Genomic DNA, 18,071 nt, shown 5'->3' on the forward strand with positions numbered 1-18,071 from the left:
TTGAGAGCGCCGAGCAGGAGCCCCGACACATCGTCCTCGGACAATGCCACCGCCGCGACAAACTGATGGATCCGTGCCTCTGGATCAAAGTCTGATGATCATGATCACGAGGCGACTTGGAACGAAGTGCACATGACTGAGAAAAATCCGCGTTACAAGAACTACGACCATCCCGCCGGTGGATGGGGCGCAGCCGCTGCAACGGCAAAAGTTCTGTTGGAACAGAGCGTCGTCACCAAGGGGTCGCGCGCGCTGCTCGCGATGAATCAGCCTGGCGGCTTCAAATGCCCGAGTTGCGCGTTTCCAGACGCTGACTGCAAGAAGACGCTCGAATTTTGCGAGAATGGCGCGAAAGCACTGGCGCACGAGGCGACAAAGTTTCGGGTGACCCGCGACTTCTTCGCGCAGCACACCGTCGCTGAGCTCATGGAAAAATCGGACTATTGGCTTGAGATGCAGGGCCGGTTGACCGAGCCGATGCGCTACGACGCTGCAACCGACAAATATGTCCCGTGCTCCTGGGATGACGCTTTCGCTCTGATCGGTCGGCACTTGCGCGCCCTCGACAACCCGAATGAGGCAGAATTCTATACCTCGGGGCGGACCCCTAACGAGGCAGCGTTCCTCTATTCCATCTTCGTGCGCCAGTTCGGCACCAACAATTTTCCCGACTGTTCCAACATGTGCCACGAACCGACGAGCCGCGGCCTCCCGCCAGCGATCGGCATCGGCAAAGGCACGGTCGTCCTGGAGGATTTCGAGCACACCGAAGCGATCTTCGTTATCGGGCAGAACCCCGGGACCAATGCCCCGCGCATGATGACCCATCTGGTCGAGGCGCGAAAGCGCGGGGTGCCGATCGTCGCCGTCAATCCGATGCCGGAGCGAGCCTTGATCCGCTTCACCGAGCCGCAGGACGTCGTTCAGATGGCGACGTTCGGTTCGACGGTGATCGCCAGCGAGTTCGTCCACATCAAGATCGGCGGCGACCTTGCGCTCCTGAAGGGGATGATGAAGGTCATCTTCGAGCGGGAAGCCGTCGGCGAGACCATCCTCGACCACGAATTCATCGCGACGCATACCGTCGGCATGGAGCAGGTGCGCGACGAGGTCATGTCCCTTCAATGGGCCGACCTGACCGAGCATTCGGGGCTGGAAGAAGCGCAGATCCGCCGCTGCGCCGAGATCTACATCCGATCGCGCGCGACGATCATCTGCTATGGCATGGGCCTGACGCAACACCAGCTTGGGTCGCAATTGGTCCAGCAGGTCGCGAACATCCTGTTGCTCAAAGGGAATTATGGGAAACCGGGGGCCGGCATCTCGCCGATCCGCGGACATTCCAATGTCCAGGGCGACCGCACCGTCGGCATCGACGAGAAGCCGTCTCAATCCTATCTCGACCGCGTCCGCGACGTGTTCGGCTTCGAACCGCCGCGCGAACATGGACATCATACGGTCGAGTCCGTGGAAGCCATGGAAAACGGCACGGCCAAGGTGTTCATCGGTATGGGTGGTAACTTTGTCCGCGCCATTCCCGATACCGATCGTTCCTACGTGGCGATGCGCAAGCTGGAGCTGACTGTCGGGATCGCCACGAAACTCAACCGCGGCCATCTCGTTCACGGCAAGGACGCGCTTATCCTCCCCGTCATAGCGCGTTCGGAGCGGATCGAAACCTCGGCGGGCGAACAGTTCGTGACGATTGAGGATTCGATGTCGAACGTCACCGCCTCGCGCGGCGTGATCGAGCCGGCGAGCGCTGATCTCAGAACCGAGGTGGAGATCGTGTGTCGGATGGCGATGGCAGCGCTTCCCGACAGCAAGATCCCCTGGGAAAGCTATATCCACAAATACGGATTGATCCGGGACAAAATCGCCGAGGTTTATCCTGAGATCTACGCGGATTTCTCCGAGAAAATTAAGGAGCCTATGGGTTTCCACTTGGACATTCCGCCGCGCCGCCGGGTCTGGTGTACCCCGAACGGGAAAGCCAATTTCCTGCTCCTACCTGGCCTGGAAGTGAATTCGCCAGTAGATGACCCGACGATGCTGCGGCTGGCGACGGTGCGCTCCCACGATCAGTTCAACACGACGATCTACAGCTACAACGACCGTTATCGCGGCGTGTATAATGACCGGATGATCCTCTTCATGAACAAGGAGGATCGCATCGCGCGCGGAATCGAGGAGCGCGCACACGTCAGCCTGGAGACGATCAGCAATGACGGGCTGAAACGGCGGGTCGATGCGCTCACGGTTATCGATTATCCGATGCCGCGCGGCGCTATCGCGGGCTATTATCCGGAACTCAATCCGTTGCTGCCGCTCGATTATTATGACCGGGTCAGCGGCACTCCTGCCGCCAAGTCCATCCCGGTTCGCGTCGTCGCCCCATGACGCATCGCGGTTGGGACGTTTTGAATCGCGTGAGGAGGCGTCAGGCTTTTTCAGTCCCGGCTATCCATGCATCACGGTAATCACTTGGCGATTGTCCAAATTGCTCTCGAAACGCTCGGCTAAAATGGGCGAGCTCATTGAACCCCACACCGAATGCGACATCGGTAATGGATCGATCGGCCCCCAGGCTTCTCAGTTGCGCGGCGGCTCCATCAAGCCTCTGCCGCTTGATCGTTCGTGACACGCTCGTGTCACTGCCTTTGAATGCTCGATGAACCTGCCGCTCAGATATACCGATAGCTTCCGCAATGCTTGCGGGAGACAGGTCCGGATTCGAGAGATTGGCGACGATAAATTCGCGAATGGAAGGCAAAATCTCCCGCTTACGTGTTACCTGTGGGCGGGCCTCGTCATCCACAAGCGGCATTTATGAGCGCCAGGACGGAATGAACTGATGCCGTGGATGCCCCCTTTGGGGACGTCGTAAGATGCCGACCAGCGCCATGTGGGCGCCGTGGAAGGAGATGGCATATGGCAGACGTTCATATCCTGGCGATCGACCTGGCGAAGCGGAGCTTCCAGGTGTGCGCGACAGATCCGGGCGGGACGGTTCTATTCAACCGAACGGTATCACGATCGAAGCTCGAGCAGATGCTCGGTGCGCAGCAACCATGCATCGTTGCCATGGAGGCCTGCGCCACGAGCCATTTTTGGGGAAGGTTTGCCCAGAGTCTTGGGCACGACGTGAGGCTGATCCCGCCGATCTACGTGAAGCCGTTCGTCAAACGGCAAAAGAATGACGCGGCCGACGCTGCAGCGATCGCCGAGGCGGCTCTGCGCCCGAACATTCACCACGTAGCCGTGAAGAGCGCCGAGCATCAGGCAAGGGCCGTGTCGTTCCGGACCCATCAATGTTTCGTCCGGCAGCGCACGCAGCTGATCAACGCATTGCGTGGCCATCTGGCGGAGTTCGGCCTAGTCTTCCCGCAAGGCCCGGCACACCTGAAGGCTGTTACCGGGACGCTCGTCGAGGCGGGCGACGCAGTGCCGGCCAGCGTGACGGACATCGCCCGGCTCTACCTTGACCAGATCGAGCTGCTCACCGAGAAGATCGATCAACTGACACGTGCGCTTCACGACACGTCGCGGGTCAGCGAGGAGATGCGTCGCCTCTGTGGCGTGCCAGGTGTTGGCCCGGTCACCGCAGGCGCGATCATGGCATTTGTCCCCGACCTCCGAACGTTCAGCAGCGGGCGAAATTTCGCCGCGTGGCTAGGGCTGGTGCCTCGGCAGCGGTCCACCGGCGGCAAGACCCGCCTCGGCGCGGTTTGCAAGATGGGTCAAAGCGACGTCCGTAAGCTGCTCATCGTCGGGGCCATGAGCCGGATACGGTGGATCGTGCGCAAGGGCGTATTCCCCGACACCTGGCTGGGGCGGGTTGTCGGGCGCAAACCTCGCATGGTAGCGGCGGTCGCGCTGGCGAACAAAATGGCCCGGATCATCTGGGCCATGATGACGAAGGAGCAGAACTACCGGATGGCGTGACCTGCGGCTTGCTCTGGCAAGGCACGGAAAACGCCTGAGGGCGACAAGCCCTCGCGAGGAGATCGACCGACGAGATATGCGGCAAGGACTTCAATGTTCGGAATGGGGTAAACCAGTCCCGGGGCTCGAGCCAACCAAGCTCTCTGAACCGATGTGGCCTCCATTCTTCGAACTGCATACCGGCCCCGTGGTGTTCAGACCGCGATCAGAGGCCTGACACACGACCGATTGAAGCGCCACACCGTTACATCGTCTGAAAATCCCCTTGCAAAACCGGGGGCATCCACACACGTCCCGCCCGGATCTGTCGCGCACACCTGGAAGCTCCGCTTCGCCAGGTCGATCGCCAGGATATGAACGTCTGCCATATGCCATCTCCTTCCACGGCGCCCACATGGCGCTGGTCGGCATCTTACGACGTCCCCAAAGGGGGCATCCACGGCATCAGTTCACTTCGCACAAACTCGGCGCGCCAAACTATCTGGCAGGTGGGCGCAAGAACCTTGCTGGTTGCGCGGATATGCTGGCGCAGACCGATAATCGGAGATCCCAGACAACGGCGATAGCGCTTGCGAAAGCCGCGCCGCCGTCTTTGGATCAACCACCGAACTGGAGGACTCGAAGATGGAATATGTCAAGCTCGGGCGCAGCGGCCTCAGCGTGTCTCGTCTTTGCCTCGGCTGCATGAGCTATGGTGAGCCTGGGCGCGGTTTCCAGCCTTGGTCTTTGGGCGAGGAGGAAAGCCGCCCTTTTTTTGCTCAAGCGCTCGATGCCGGGATCAATTTCTTTGACACGGCGAACGTCTATTCAGGCGGCAGCTCTGAAGAGATCACGGGCCGAGCCCTGCGAGCGATGGCGCGCAGAGACGAAATCGTCGTCGCCACCAAGGCCTTCTTTCCCTGGCGCAATGCGCCCAATACCGGCTTCCTTTCGCGCAAAGCGCTCATGCAATCGATCGACGACTCCCTGATGCGGCTGGGCATGGACTATGTCGATCTCTATCAGATTCATCGCCTCGACCATAATACGCCCCCTGAGGAGGTGATGGAAGCGCTGCACGATATCGTTAAAGCCGGAAAGGCGCGGTATATTGGCGCTTCTTCGATGGAGGCATGGCGTTTCGCCAAGCTGCAGCACATCGCGGACCTCAACGGCTGGACCCGGTTCATCTCGATGCAACCGCAATATAACCTCCTCTACCGTGAGGAAGAGCGCGAGATGTTGCCGCAATGCCTGGACCAGGGTGTCGGCGTCATCCCCTGGAGTCCCCTTGCACGCGGGCGACTGACGCGGGACTGGAACGAGCAAACCAACCGCTCGCAAAATGACGCCTTCGCGCAACAGATGTATCTGGACGCGGAACAGCAAGACCGGGCGATCGTCGATGCGGTTGCTCAAGTGGCGGAGAGGCATGGCGTTCCCCGTGGTCAAGTCGCAATCGCCTGGCTCCTGTCGAAGCCCGTGATCACGGCGCCGATTATCGGAGCAACCAAGGCGGCCCATTTGGCAGAGGCTATCGCCTCGCTTAAGGTCCGTCTCAGCGTTGAGGATATCGCGATGTTGGAAGCGCCATATTTGCCTCATGCTGTGAACGGCGTCGAACCGCCTCCCCACAGCGCGCCGGTCAAACTAACCCGCGTCGATATCGCCGAAGCCCAGTAGCGAAGGGTTGGGCCGCGACGGCCTTTACGATCGGTCGACGGGATTGCTGCGAACTTTCGATGCAGCTGAAGGCAGATCGATGCCGTGGGCGGCGGCGAACAGATGATCGCATGGCGCGACACAATCAGCTTCCGCCGTCTAGCGCAATGAACACCCCGTAAAAATATCTGGCACGCGCGCACAAGAATCACGTCGGCCGTGGCGGTATCCAAGGGTCAAACAATTATCGGAGAGCCCAGGTGACCTACAACGGTTCCTTCAAGATTGCCGATGCCAATCGAGCATTCCTACAGCGCGCGCATGGTCACTTTATCGAAGGGGAACTAACCCCGGGCGAAGGGACTCGGAGCGGGTGCGTGCGCGATCCGTCGACCGAAGACGTGATTGCAGAGGTTCCCTTGGCTAGCCGAGCGGATGTGGAGCTTGCGGTGCGTTCCGCGCGCCAGGCGTTCGACGACGGACGCTGGCGTTATATGGCACCAACGTCGCGGGAGCGCATCTTGCTGAAGTTCGCGGACTTGATCGAGCGGGATGCGGACAACCTGGCAGAGCTTGAAACGCTGGAGCAGGGCAAGTCCCTCGCCATCGCCCGCTACGTAGAGGTAGCTGGTGGGGTCGATTTCGCGCGCTACGCGGCAGGTCTTGCGACGAAGATTACGGGAATGACCTTCGACGTCTCGATACCGACACCCCCGGGTCTTCGTTCCACCGCCTATACCCGCCGCGAGCCGGTGGGCGTCGTCGCCGGCATCGTGCCCTGGAACTTCCCCTTTGCCATCGCGATCTGGAAGATCTTTCCAGCGCTAGCCGCAGGTTGCAGTGTTGTTCTGAAACCTACGGAATTGACCCCGCTTACCGCAATCCGATTGGCCGAGCTTGCGTTCGAGGCTGGCGTTCCAGCCGGCATCCTCAATGTTATCATCGGCGATGGTGAGGCGGGGAGCGCGCTGGTTGCGTCAAATGATGTAGCCAAGATCAGCTTCACCGGCTCCACCGCAACGGGTAAGGCGATCGCCAAAGTCGCGGCTGACCGAATGGCTCGCGTGTCGCTTGAACTCGGCGGCAAGAATCCGGCGGTCGTTCTTGACGATGCCGACCTTGAGCAGACGGTGGGCGGTCTGATGCTCGGCGCATTCCTCAATCAGGGACAGGTATGCTGCTCGGCGTCGCGTGTTTACGTTACAGCGGGTCTGTTCGATCGGGTTGTCACCGGACTCGAAGGCGCGGTGAAGACTTTGACGCTGGGCGCCGGGTTGGATCCCAACGCGCAGGTCAACCCGCTCGTGTCGGCCCAGCACCGCGACCGCGTGCTGCAGTTCCTTTCGGAGGCTGATGGTAAAGCGGAACTGCTGCATGGGGCTCAGGTGCCTGACCGCGGATATTTCGTCGCTCCGACGGTCGTCGTAAACGCTGAAGCCTCGCTCCGCTTGACGCATGAAGAGGTGTTCGGCCCGGTGCTGACGGTAACGCGCGTCGCAGACGCCGAAGAAGCAATCCGCCGCGCCAATGATAATAGCTACGGCTTGGCGGCAAGCCTGTGGACACGTGATCTCAAGGCGTGCCTTGACATTGTGCCGCAGCTTCACGCCGGGACTGTGTGGGTCAACACGCACATCCCGCTCGATCCCGCATTGCCGTTTGGCGGGTTCAAGCAGTCCGGGAACGCGAGGGAATTCGGCCCCCGCTGGGCGGAAGCGTATACCGAAGAGAAGTCGGTATGCATCGTTCATTGAGATTTTCGAGCGTCGGCCCTGTTTCGGCGGATCCAACAAAGCCCAGCGATTTGGCCCAGCCATGGGCTCAATCTCGCTCAAACTAGGTCGATCGCCTGGAAGGACAAACCCTCATGCAACCAGACGAAAAAAGAGTCAGCAACCCGACGTTGAACTATGTGGCTAACGCTTGGTTCGTTGCCGCGTGGAGCCACGATCTGGAGAAAGAAAAGCCGTTCGGGACCACGATCCTTAACGAGCCAGTGGTGATATGGCGCACGGCGGCAGGTACGCTGCATGCACTTCAAGATCGCTGCGTCCATCGTTTCGCACCGTTATCCCTTGGCCGCTGCGAAGGGGAGCGGCTGCGGTGCATGTATCATGGCCTGCTGTTCGATCATGAAGGCTCAGTCGTCGAGATACCTGGCCAGGAATTGATTCCGTCCAGCGCCAAAGTGCGGTCCTTCCCCGTGATCGAAAGACATAGCTGGATATGGGTCTGGATGGGTGATCCTGCTCTGGCCGATGCACAGCTGATACCCCCGGCAGTCGGTCTGGATGACCCGGATTACATTCTCGGCCATGGCCAGCTCGACTATGCTGCTGCAGCGAGACTGATCAACGACAATCTGCTCGATTTCAGCCACCTATCTTTCGTCCATGCCGAAAGCTTCGGATCGGGGCCTCAATTTGCAACCTCGCAGGCAAACATCACGCCGCTCGAGCGCGGCATCCGATATCAGCGCTGGATCGAGGGTTCGAGCGGAACAGCCGCCCGCAAGAACGACGAGCCGGTGGACAGCTACATGTCCTACGACTTCCTAATTCCTGGGGTGCTGCTGATGGTAGGGGGCAATTTCCCGCTCGGCACTGCCAAGCAGTGTGAGGGTGGCGTCCCTGATCTCGCACTAGCGATAAATGGGGTCACTTTCACCAGCCAGGCCGTGACACCTCTCACCGGAAATACGGCTCGGTACTTCTTTTCTTGGGGTCCGCATCGCGAGCATGGCGACGAGGCGCAACGCGACATGCTGATGGGCATTGCGGCGAAAGCGTTCCACGAAGACAAGGTGATGATCGAAGCCCAACAGCGCGTTATCGACATTACCCCCGTGCCTCAGGTGATGCCGACCGCGCACGACCGCGGCGTGACCCTTTTCAATCGCTTGGTCGACAAAATGGTTCGGGCGGAACGCAAGGCGCCGGAAGCCGAGCCTGCCGCCGAGTCCACCAATGTCTAGCGCCGCGCTCATGGCTAGCCGACATCACCTGAGATTGCCGAATTCTACCGGATGAGCGGGGAACCGGATTACGCCGCCAGCCGCTCCACTGCTTCGGGGGGATGGGCCGAGTCCGGTTGAGGCGACAAGAATCGCGCCAACGCGGCCTTTCGGGAACCGCGATCCAGTGCATAGTGGCTGTGCGACAGCACCGCACCATCCAGAAGCGCCTGGATGTATCCCGATACCGTGTCGGCCGCCATGACGAGCGCGGCATCGAGCGTATGCACATAGCGGCTTGTGATCGAACCCGACGCGTGGCCGAGCAGCGCCGCGATCGTGATCTCGGTGAAGCCAAGATCGTTGGCGATGCTGGCGAAGCTGTGACGCAGCACATGGGCGGTGAGGTCGGCCAGCTCGGTCTCGGCGAAGATCTTCTCCCAATGCCTGGGGAAGCTGCCAAACGGCCCGTCCGGGTTTCTTTCGCCGGGGAACACATAGGGGCTGTCGCCGTCCATGTCCCGTTCGTCGAAATACTCGGCGATGGGTAGGCCCATCGGACGAACGGACTGGCCTTCCTTCGTGTCCTCGAATCGAAAGGCGCTTTCGATCGTGTCGATTTCGGCCTTTCGCACCTCGATGATCTCACCGCGGCGGCAGCCCGACATGGCGAGTAGCCGGATGATGTCGACAGTGCGCGCATAACGCTCGTCCTCGGCCGCCTTGGCAAGGATGCGGCCGAGCGTCCGATACTCCTCCTCGTTCAGCCGACGCTTCCGGACGGCATCCTTGGGCTTGCGAACCCCATGCGCGGGATTGATTTCGATGATGCCCAGTTCGTCGCGCGCATAGCTGAAGATGCCACCGAGCAGCCCGACCGTGCGGCTTGCTGCGCCGAGACCGCCGCGGACGATCGATTTTCCACGCAGCTTTTTCGTCTTCTCGTTGGTGCGCGTCTTGCCGGCCATGATGTCCTTCATCATCGCCGTCACATCCGCCTTGGTGACGTGGGTGGCGCGTTTCCTGCCGAGCAACGGGATGATGTGACGGTTGATCCGGCCAAGATCGGTGATCTTGGTGCTGGCCTTCTTGGGCCGGCCGCCCTTGCCGAGAATCCGGCCGGCTTCGAGTTCGGCGATATACAGTTCGCAAAGCTCTTTCACCGAGATCGCTTTGCGAACGCTGTTCCGAGCTTCGAGCGGATCATTGCCCTTGGTGACTTCCGCCAGCGCCTGGATCGCCAGCGTGCGCGCCTGCTCGGCGGTGATGGTCCCATATCGGCCCAGCTTCATTCGGCGCCGGACATTGTTTGCGTTGCGATAGTCGACGAAATAGGTTCGCGTGCCGGTAGGCAGCACGAACACGCCGAACCCCTTCAAATCGCTGCACCAGACGGTATACTGCCGGTCTCGCGGCTCGGCCTTGTCGACAATGATCTTCGTTAGTTTTGGCATATGCACCTCGCTAGAGCGGGCTCAAAAAACTCACCAAAATCTCACCAAAAAATCGAAAACTTTAAGGTGGTTGCGCGTAGTCCAGAAAGCCCGTATCGTCAACAAAATACTGTTAAAACAGTAAGTTAGAGTGCTATAGCGTTGAACGAAAAAGCCTGGAAAAGCCTAGCGTAGCGTTGTAGTTCTTGCTCCGAAGGCAAAGGCCAGAGGTTCGAATCCTCTTGGGTGCGCCAAATTCCGCATCGCGGTTTCTTCAGACTTGAGAGCGCTGTTTGGATCGTCTGCCTTCACGCGGGTGCAGGACTTCCGAATTTATGCTGCGCCGATGACATCGGGTCTTCGTTTCCTATATAAGCGGGATGTCCGACCTGATCATATGGCATGATGGCGACTGCCCCTTGTGCCGCAAGGAAATTGCCCTCATGCGCCGCCTTGATCGCCGCGGGGCGATTATGTTTGTCGATGCGACGAGCGCGGATAGTGCGGCATGCCCGATTGATCGCGCAGACCTGCTGGAGCGTTTTCATGCCATGGAAAATGGCACGCTGCTGTCCGGCGCGGCGGCTTTCGCAGCCATGTGGCGGGCAATTCCCCTGTTACGACCATTGGGGCTGGCCGCGCGAAATCAGGCGGTTCTGGCCGTGCTGGAACGTTGCTATCGTGTCTTTCTGAGGATCCGCCCTCGCCTACAAAGGCTGGCGGGCGCAAGGCGGCAGTGCGCATGAGGCCCTGGCGCGACCCTGTGCAGCCGGGGCAGCAAAGCGTCTGGGACTTTCCGCGTCCCGCAATCGCCCTCCCTTCGACTGCGCATATCGGTATCGACCATGCCGGCACCATCGTCGCGGATAGCCGCCGGTCCATCCGCACGCTCGAAACCAGCCATCCGCCCAGCTACTATATCCCCCCCGATGACATCGCGCCGGGCATCCTGCGTCGCGCGGGCGGCGGCTCTTTTTGCGAGTGGAAAGGCGCGGCTATCTATTGGGACGTGGTGATCGGCGACGTCGTGCTTCCCCGCGTTGGCTGGAGCTATCCCGATCCCAGCCGCGCCTTCGCCATGCTGCGTGATCATGTCGCCTTCTACGCGAGGCCATTCGACCGCTGTGCCGTCGATGGCGAAACAGTTACGCCACAGCCAGGCGATTTCTATGGTGGCTGGATCACCAGTCATGTCGCCGGGCCGTTCAAGGGCATTCCAGGCAGCCAGGGATGGTGATCGCATGAGCGATGACAAGGGCAAGGGTTCCGGCCGGTCCGTGCCCAGCGGCAGGCTGCAACGCCTGGGACAATTCGGGCAGCTGGCGGGTGGCCTTGCCGGCGGGATCATCGGCGAAGGCGCACGGCGGCTGGCCGATGGCGAACGTCCGCGCCTGCGCGACATGTTGCTGACGCCGGCCAATGTCGGAAAGGTGGCTGACCGGCTGGCGCATCTGCGCGGCGCGGCCATGAAGCTGGGCCAGATGATATCCATGGACGCGGGCGACTTCTTGCCGCCCGAGCTTGCCGATATCATGGCGCGCCTGCGCGACAATGCCCAGCATATGCCTCCGCCGCAGCTGCAACGGGTGCTGGCGCGCGAATGGGGCGCCGATTGGCGCACCCGGTTCCGTCAATTCGAACCACGGCCGATCGCCGCCGCTTCAATCGGACAAGTGCACCGCGCGGTTACGCAGGACGGGCGCGAATTGGCGATCAAGGTGCAATATCCCGGTGTTCGCGAGAGCATTGACGCTGATGTGGACAATGTCGCCACGCTCTTGCGCCTGTCAGGCTTGCTTCCGCGCGCACTCGACATCACCCCTCTGCTTGCCGAAGCCAAGCGCCAATTGGCCGAGGAAGCAGACTATGAACGCGAAGCGCGGCAGATGACCCGGTTCGGGGAATTGCTTGCGGACGTGGATGACGTGGTCGCGCCGCACGTCGATCCAGAGTTCAGCACCGACAGGGTGCTGGCCATGACATTTCTGGCCGGCACGCCGATCGAAACATTGCAGTCCGCGCCGCAGGCCACGCGCGACAAGGTCATGACCATATTGATCACGCTGGTCTTGCGCGAGCTGTTCGAATTTGGCGTCATGCAGACTGATCCGAACTTCGCCAATTATCGCTATCAGCCCGAAAGCGGACGCTTGATCCTGCTCGACTTCGGCGCCGCGCGGCCGGTCGCACCCGAAACCATGCTTGCCTACCGGACCTTGCTGAAAGCTGGCCTGGCCGGCGATCGTGCCGCCGCCCGCGATGCGCTGGTCAAAGCAGGCTTCATCGGCGCTGGCGTCGTCACCCGTCATCGCGCCCGGCTGGATGCGATGATCAACGTCATCATTGGGGAAATGGGCAAGGCGGGACCGTTCGATTTTGGCGACCGCGCGTTCGTCAGCCTTCTGCGCGAACAGGGCGTCGAGATTGCGGCCGATCGGTCCACCTGGCATGTGCCGCCGGCTGACACATTATTCGTCCAGCGCAAGATAAGCGGCACTGCTTTGCTGGCGGCCAGGCTGAACGCGCGGGTGGACGTCCGTGCGATGGTCCTGCCGTGGCTGGACCTTTCTTAACGGCGATAGCAATCCGCCCGTCGGAACATGCCGCCCTTTCAATCGAACAGCGTGAGCGGCACCGCCTCACCCATGGCACGATAGCCAGCGGGCGATGGATGCAGGGCATCGCCATCATCATAGGCCGGCCGCAACCGATCCGGCCTGGCGGGGTCCCGCATGACCCGGTCAAAGTCGACCACCGCATCGAAATGGCCCGGCGTCCTGATCCAGGCATTGACCCCCTGCCTGTCGGCTTCATTGTCGCGGTCAGCATGATAATAGCCATTGCCGACGAACGGCATGATGGTTCCACCGATCACCTTTATGCCCTTCGCATGGGCGCGCGCGATGATCTGGCGGTAAGCACCGATGATCCGGGCGACATGCGCGGCATGGTCCGCCTTGCTGACGGGCGCCTCGCGCGTCAGCGTTCCTAAATCGTTGATTCCTTCCAGCACGATCAGATGCGTGACCCCCGGTTGCGACAGCACATCACGGTCCAGCCGTGCCAGCGCATTGGGGCCAAGCCCGTCATTGAGCAGTCGATTGCCGCCAATCCCTTCATTGACGATGGCGATGCCGCGCCGCTGCGGGTCGGCCTGTAGCCGCCCCGCCAACACATCGGTCCAGCGATCGTTACCGTTGGTCGTCGACCCCTTGCCGTCGGTGATGGAATCCCCAAGCGCCACGACCAATCGCGCCGGCGCGCAGCGTTCGACCTCCAGCGCGGCCAGGTTGAACCAGTGATCGAAATGCGCAGCGCCTTCCATCCTTTCGTCGCGCAAATGATCGCCCGCCATATGCCAGGATGTCGCGCGCGAACCGGGATGCGATGTCTGCTCGGGCTCTCCGTCATAACGGAGCGAGACGGCGACCGTCTCCAGCGCCTTGGCAGGCATCTCCACCGGGTCGGACAGATAGTCCGAACCGGCGGGGATGATTACGGCCGCCTGACCATCAAACAGCAGCGGCGTCGATGTCGCCGCGTCAATGGTCGGCGATTGCGACGACTGCACCCGCGCGATGCTCGCACCGGCAATGCGCAAGGACTGCGTCCCGGCCACATTGGAAAATCGCACCCGCATCCGATCGCCAGCGACGGAAGGTCGTACGATCTGACGCAAAGTCTGGTCGCGCAAGGTGCCTGCCGGCAATTCCGCGTCACCAGTCGGACGGAATTGCGACGACGCCCAAGCAGATACCCAGTTTGGCGAACAATCCCTGGCATGCGCCATCGACGTCGCCGACAGTGCAATTGGCAGCAGCAGGGCGGACCAGCGTTTCATCATCGACCTTTCAGCATCATCATCAGGTGGCGAAGGCGGGCGACATGCACCTCATCCGGCAAATCTGGCCAAGGCGGCGCGCGCGCCATGGGTTTCGAGGACGCTCAACCATTGGGTCAACGTCTCTTTCCACGCATCATGCTGTGCCAGCGGCGACGGAACGATCGCGCCAAGCCCCAGAATGGCATCGACCCGTGCACGGCTATCATGTGCATCGGACAACGCCTCGGCGATAGGATGGGCCAATGGATCATCCACTTCATGCCCCAAACCCCGATCATCCACGCCGGCCTGCCAACGTATCCACGCCGCGACCGCGAGTGACAGGGCATCCACCCCCTGCCCCGCCTCCAAACGGTGCGCTATCGTCGCGAGCAGCCGTTGCGGCAGTTTCTGGCTGCCATCCATCGCGATCTGTCGGGTTCGATGGCGCAGCGTCGGATTGTCAAACCGCGCCATCAGCGCGCGGCGATAGGCCGCCACATCCAGTTCCGGCGGCTGCGTCAGTGTCGTTTCCGCCTCATCCCACAGGGCTTCGACAAAAAAGCGGGCTTCGGGCAGCGCCAGCACGTCATGGACATATTCGATGCCCGCCAATCCACCCAGGTAGGCGATACCGCTATGCGCCCCGTTCAACAGGCGCAGCTTGGCCTCTTCCCACGGCGCAACCGCAGCCGTTACCTGAACGCCCGCCCCGAAGGCTGGACGCGGACCGCAAAACCAGTCCTGGATCACCCATTGCAGAAACGGCTCCGTCTTGACCATCGCCTGATCCTCGACACCCAGACGTTCGGCTAACCCGGCGATATCGTCGGCGGTCGTGGCGGGCACAATCCTGTCCACCATCGTTTCGGGAAAAGCGCCCTGCGCCTCGATCCATTCCGCTAGCGCGGGGTCATGCCGTCGCGCCAGCGCAAGGACCGCACCGCGCAGGCGCTGCCCATTATGCGGCAAATTGTCGCAGCTGATCGCGGTGAAGGGCGCGAGCCCGGCCTCCTTGCGTAATGCCAGGGCCGCGACGAGATAGCCCGGCGCGGTCTGTGGCGCGTGCAAGGAAAGCAGGTCGGCGGCGACCTGCGGGTCATCTTCCATCAGGGCGCCAGTGGCCGGGTCGAGCTTGTACCCCTTCTCGGTTACGGTCAGCGTGACGATATGCGTATCGGGCGAGGCCAGCGCCGCCAACAGCGCCTGAGGCTCCTCCGGTGCGACGATCACCTGACGGACCGCGCCGATCACCTGTGCACGATCCGCCCGGCCATCCCGCACCAGCATGGTGTAAAGGCCATCCTGCGGCTGCATCTGGTCGCGCACGCCGGGCGACCGCAAGGATGCGGCGATGACACCCCACCGCAAGTCGCCGGCATTGAGTGCATCTTCGAATATGGCAGCCTGATGCGCGCGATGGAATGCGCCGATGCCCAGATGGACCACGCCCGCCCGAACCGCCGCCCGGTCATAGGCCGGCCGTTGCACATCGTCGGGCAGCGATGCCAGACTGTCAGACGACAGCCGCATCATAATTTGTACGCCTTTTTCGCCAGATCATAGGCCAGGGCGTGCGCAACCTCGAAGGCTTCATCCTCCTCCAGACGATGTTCGGCGACCAATTGCGCCAGCCAGCCGCAATCCATCCGCCGGGCAACGTCGTGGCGCGCCGGGATCGACAAAAAGGCGCGTGTGTCGTCGTTGAAGCCAACGCTATTGTAAAATCCCGCTGTTTCAGTCATCCGTTCGCGAAAGCGGCGCATGCCTTCGGGACTGTCATGGAACCACCATGGCGGCCCCAGACGCAGCGCGGGATAATGCCCAGCCAAGGGAGCCAACTCGCGCGAGTAGACGTCCTCGTCGAGTGTGAAGAGGATGAGCGTCAAGCGCGGATCATTGCCATATAGGTCCAGCAGCGGTTTGAGAGCGGCGACAAATTCACCGGCGGTGGGAATGTCCGCCCCCTTGTCCCGGCCAAATCGCGCGCGCACGGCGTCGTTATGATTGCGATGCACGCCGGGATGCAATTGCATCACCATGCCATCCTCAATCGACATGCGCGCCATCTGGACCAGCATATGCCCGCGAAACAGTTCCGCCTCCCGCGCGCTCACGGGCCCGCCGGTCACCTTGGCGAACAGGGCTTCGGCATCTTGCGCAGACAGGTGCACGGTGAAGGCGCTGGGATGACCATGGTCGGTCGATGTCGCGCCCGCCGCGCGGAAATCGGCGCGGCGTTTTTCATGCGCGCGCAGGTAGCCGGCATAGCTGACATCCTCGCCCGTCATCGCGCAAAAGCGGCGCACATTGTCGTTGAACTTCGGATCATCGGGATCGAGAACGGGATCGGGGCGGTAGGCGGTCACGACCTTGCCGCGCCAACCGGACTCACGGATGGCGCGATGATGGTCGAGCGGATCGAGCGGCCCCTCGGTCGTCGCGATCACTTCAATATTATAGCGTTCAAACAACGCGCGCGGCCGGAAGGCATCGGTCGCAAGCGCGGCGTCGATCACGTCATAATAATGATCCGCCGTCGCCGCCTCCAGCCGCACGTCAATGCCGAATGCCTCGGCGAACACCCAGTCGAGCCACAAGCGCGACGGGGTCCCGCGAAACAGGGGGTAGCGCTCGGCAAAGCGACGCCAGATCGCGCGTGGATCACTCGCAGTCGGACTACCATCAATCGTTGGTACGCCTAGGTCCTCCAGCGGCACCCCCTGGCTGTAGAGCATACGAAATACATAATGGTCAGGTATGATCAGCAATTCAGCCGGATTGGCGAAGGGCTGATCATAAGCGAACCAGCGCGGATCGGTGTGGCCGTGCGGGCTGATGATCGGCAGGTCCTTGACCGACGCATAAAGCCGCCGCGCAATGTCCCGCATGGCAGGATCGGACGGGAACAGGCGATCGGGATGTAGACGCAGGGTTTTGGTCAAGATGAAGCTCCTTGGCCAGGCGTGATACCGGCGACAATGACCTGATAGCGCGGGATGATGAGGTGAATGGTCAGCAGGGCGACCAAATAGGCGCAGGAGGCAACCAGGAAGATCGGGCCGTAACTGCCAACCGTCTCCAAAATGACGCCGGCGAATTTCGCCATCAGCATGCCGCCGATCGCACCGGACAATCCGCCAAGGCCCACCACGGACCCCGCCATCCACCGCGGAAAGACATCTCCTGGAAGAGCATAGAGATTGGCCGAAAAGCCCTGATGCCCGGCACAGGCGAGGCCGATCAACCCGACCGCCACCCACATGCTGGGCGCGTGCGCGGCGAAGGCGATCGGCACGGCGCACAGCGCGGCGAGGAACATGGCCGTCTTGCGCGACCGATTGACGCTCCAGCCCCGGCCCATGAATCGTGATGAGGCCCAGCCGCCCGCGACCGATCCCACATCCGCCAGCAGGTAGACGGCGATCAAGGGCGGGCCGAAGTCCAGCATCTTGACGCCATATTGCTTGTTGAAGAAGTCCGGCAGCCAGAACAGGAACGTCCACCAGACTGGGTCGATGAGGAAGCGGCCTGCCATATAGGCCCAGGTCTGACGGTGCCGGAACAGGGTCGCCCATTTGACCGGGCGCTGTTCCTCGACCGGATCGGTTTCGATCCAGGCCAGCTCTTGTGCGCTCAGGCCCTTCTTCTCGCGCGGCCGACGGTAAAATCCGAGCCACGCCGCCAACCAGATGACCGTCAGTAATCCTGTCAGGATAAAGGCCCAGCGCCACCCCAAGGTCACGGCAATGACCGGCACCACCAGAGGGGTCAGGATCGCGCCGACATTGGACCCGGCGTTGAAGATGCCGATCGCGAGCGCGCGCTCCCTCTTGGGGAACCATTCATTGGTCGCGGCGATCGCGGCGGGAAAGGTGCCCGCCTCACCGATCGCCAACGGAATACGCGCCAGCAACATGCCAGCAGTCGACGTGAAAAAGACATGCGCGACATGGCCGATGGTCCAGAGCGAAACGGCCAGCGCATAGCCGGCGCGCGCGCCGATGCGATCGATCAATCGCCCGAACGCGACATAGGCGATGCCATAGCCCGCCTGAAACCAGATGGCCAAGTCGGCATAGCCACTTTCGCTCCAGCCATAGCGCGCCTGTAAATCGGGCTTGAGCGTCGGCAGCACCAGCCGATCGATATAGCTGAGCACCACCGCTGCAAAAAGCAGCGCGCAGACGATCCAGCGGACTTTCCCCGATGGCTTGGGAATGGTGGCCATCTCATTCTCCTAGAGTGACGCGATCATGACAGGAGCGATGGACGC

Annotated in this window: 14 protein-coding genes; 8 read left to right on the forward strand and 6 right to left on the reverse strand. The window is 61.6% G+C overall.

The genetic code is table 11. The features are described 5' to 3' along the window. Positions 1 to 132: 132 nt before the first annotated feature. Positions 133 to 2,400: an FdhF/YdeP family oxidoreductase gene (locus RLDS_RS51140; protein ID WP_021228210.1), complete on the forward strand. Its 2,268-nt coding sequence runs from the start codon at positions 133 to 135 to the stop codon at positions 2,398 to 2,400. A 40-nt stretch (positions 2,401 to 2,440) separates the two neighbouring features. Here the strand turns inward: RLDS_RS51140 and RLDS_RS55585 are convergent, their stop codons facing one another. After that, the gene (locus RLDS_RS55585) at positions 2,441 to 2,827 is read right to left on the reverse strand and encodes a helix-turn-helix domain-containing protein (RefSeq protein ID WP_084514987.1); all 387 of its coding nucleotides are present in this window, start codon (positions 2,825 to 2,827) and stop codon (positions 2,441 to 2,443) included. A 104-nt stretch (positions 2,828 to 2,931) separates the two neighbouring features. Here RLDS_RS55585 and RLDS_RS51145 point away from each other — a divergent pair, with 104 nt between their 5' ends. The 4 genes from RLDS_RS51145 (at position 2,932) to RLDS_RS0128985 (ending at position 8,560) form a co-directional block, all read left to right on the forward strand. Further along, positions 2,932 to 3,945, forward strand: a complete 1,014-nt coding sequence (locus RLDS_RS51145) for an IS110 family RNA-guided transposase (RefSeq protein WP_021228211.1) — start codon at positions 2,932 to 2,934, stop codon at positions 3,943 to 3,945. Between the two features lie 624 nt (positions 3,946 to 4,569). Further along, complete coding sequence (locus RLDS_RS51150) at positions 4,570 to 5,607, forward strand: aldo/keto reductase (protein ID WP_021228213.1); 1,038 nt, start codon at positions 4,570 to 4,572, stop codon at positions 5,605 to 5,607. A 239-nt stretch (positions 5,608 to 5,846) separates the two neighbouring features. Beyond that, entirely contained in the window at positions 5,847 to 7,340 is a 1,494-nt protein-coding gene (locus tag RLDS_RS51155; protein ID WP_040603924.1) for an aldehyde dehydrogenase family protein, read from the forward strand. Positions 7,341 to 7,453: 113 nt separating this feature from the next. Beyond that, positions 7,454 to 8,560 carry an aromatic ring-hydroxylating dioxygenase subunit alpha gene (locus tag RLDS_RS0128985; RefSeq protein ID WP_236616926.1) on the forward strand — a complete coding sequence of 369 codons (1,107 nt, stop codon included), beginning with the start codon at positions 7,454 to 7,456 and terminating at the stop codon, positions 8,558 to 8,560. 68 nt (positions 8,561 to 8,628) lie between these two features. Here the strand turns inward: RLDS_RS0128985 and RLDS_RS51160 are convergent, their stop codons facing one another. After that, positions 8,629 to 9,993: a tyrosine-type recombinase/integrase gene (locus RLDS_RS51160; protein ID WP_021228216.1), complete on the reverse strand. Its 1,365-nt coding sequence runs from the start codon at positions 9,991 to 9,993 to the stop codon at positions 8,629 to 8,631. Between the two features lie 359 nt (positions 9,994 to 10,352). Here RLDS_RS51160 and RLDS_RS51165 point away from each other — a divergent pair, with 359 nt between their 5' ends. Genes RLDS_RS51165 through RLDS_RS51175 form a run of 3 tightly spaced genes read left to right on the forward strand, consistent with a single transcriptional unit; the run spans position 10,353 to position 12,545 of the window. Then, positions 10,353 to 10,718 (forward strand): thiol-disulfide oxidoreductase DCC family protein, encoded by a 366-nt coding sequence (locus tag RLDS_RS51165; protein ID WP_021228217.1) that lies wholly within the window; start codon positions 10,353 to 10,355, stop codon positions 10,716 to 10,718. Beyond that, entirely contained in the window at positions 10,715 to 11,209 is a 495-nt protein-coding gene (locus RLDS_RS51170; RefSeq protein WP_021228218.1) for a DUF427 domain-containing protein, read from the forward strand. The genes RLDS_RS51165 and RLDS_RS51170 overlap by 4 nt, the downstream gene beginning before the upstream one ends. A gap of 4 nt (positions 11,210 to 11,213) precedes the next feature. After that, positions 11,214 to 12,545, forward strand: a complete 1,332-nt coding sequence (locus tag RLDS_RS51175; protein ID WP_021228219.1) for an ABC1 kinase family protein — start codon at positions 11,214 to 11,216, stop codon at positions 12,543 to 12,545. A gap of 38 nt (positions 12,546 to 12,583) precedes the next feature. Here the strand turns inward: RLDS_RS51175 and RLDS_RS51180 are convergent, their stop codons facing one another. The 4 genes from RLDS_RS51180 to RLDS_RS51195 are packed head-to-tail and all read right to left on the reverse strand — an operon-like array spanning position 12,584 to position 18,026. Then, the gene (locus RLDS_RS51180) at positions 12,584 to 13,816 is read right to left on the reverse strand and encodes an SGNH/GDSL hydrolase family protein (protein WP_021228220.1); all 1,233 of its coding nucleotides are present in this window, start codon (positions 13,814 to 13,816) and stop codon (positions 12,584 to 12,586) included. Positions 13,817 to 13,864: 48 nt separating this feature from the next. Further along, on the reverse strand, positions 13,865 to 15,331 hold the full coding sequence (locus RLDS_RS51185; RefSeq protein ID WP_021228221.1) for a mannitol dehydrogenase family protein: 1,467 nt from the start codon (positions 15,329 to 15,331) through the stop codon (positions 13,865 to 13,867). Beyond that, complete coding sequence (gene uxaC, locus RLDS_RS51190; RefSeq protein ID WP_021228222.1) at positions 15,328 to 16,740, reverse strand: glucuronate isomerase; 1,413 nt, start codon at positions 16,738 to 16,740, stop codon at positions 15,328 to 15,330. The genes RLDS_RS51185 and uxaC overlap by 4 nt, the downstream gene beginning before the upstream one ends. Then, a complete protein-coding gene (locus RLDS_RS51195; RefSeq protein WP_021228223.1) occupies positions 16,737 to 18,026 on the reverse strand; it encodes an MFS transporter in 1,290 nt (429 codons plus the stop codon). The genes uxaC and RLDS_RS51195 overlap by 4 nt, the downstream gene beginning before the upstream one ends. Between the last annotated feature and the right edge of the window lie 45 nt (positions 18,027 to 18,071).

Origin of the sequence: Sphingobium lactosutens DS20 (assembly GCF_000445105.1) — a bacterium.
GTDB classification, from domain to species: Bacteria; Pseudomonadota; Alphaproteobacteria; order Sphingomonadales; family Sphingomonadaceae; genus Sphingobium; species Sphingobium lactosutens.

Coding starts and splice junctions, on each gene's coding strand:
- RLDS_RS51140 (WP_021228210.1), top strand. CDS start 133: ATGACTGAGAAAAATCCGCGTTACAAGAACTACGACCATCCCGCCGGT.
- RLDS_RS55585 (WP_084514987.1), bottom strand. CDS start 2,827: ATGCCGCTTGTGGATGACGAGGCCCGCCCACAGGTAACACGTAAGCGG.
- RLDS_RS51145 (WP_021228211.1), top strand. CDS start 2,932: ATGGCAGACGTTCATATCCTGGCGATCGACCTGGCGAAGCGGAGCTTC.
- RLDS_RS51150 (WP_021228213.1), top strand. CDS start 4,570: ATGGAATATGTCAAGCTCGGGCGCAGCGGCCTCAGCGTGTCTCGTCTT.
- RLDS_RS0128985 (WP_236616926.1), top strand. CDS start 7,454: ATGCAACCAGACGAAAAAAGAGTCAGCAACCCGACGTTGAACTATGTG.
- RLDS_RS51160 (WP_021228216.1), bottom strand. CDS start 9,993: ATGCCAAAACTAACGAAGATCATTGTCGACAAGGCCGAGCCGCGAGAC.
- RLDS_RS51165 (WP_021228217.1), top strand. CDS start 10,353: ATGTCCGACCTGATCATATGGCATGATGGCGACTGCCCCTTGTGCCGC.
- RLDS_RS51170 (WP_021228218.1), top strand. CDS start 10,715: ATGAGGCCCTGGCGCGACCCTGTGCAGCCGGGGCAGCAAAGCGTCTGG.
- RLDS_RS51175 (WP_021228219.1), top strand. CDS start 11,214: ATGAGCGATGACAAGGGCAAGGGTTCCGGCCGGTCCGTGCCCAGCGGC.
- RLDS_RS51180 (WP_021228220.1), bottom strand. CDS start 13,816: ATGATGAAACGCTGGTCCGCCCTGCTGCTGCCAATTGCACTGTCGGCG.
- RLDS_RS51185 (WP_021228221.1), bottom strand. CDS start 15,331: ATGATGCGGCTGTCGTCTGACAGTCTGGCATCGCTGCCCGACGATGTG.
- RLDS_RS51195 (WP_021228223.1), bottom strand. CDS start 18,026: ATGGCCACCATTCCCAAGCCATCGGGGAAAGTCCGCTGGATCGTCTGC.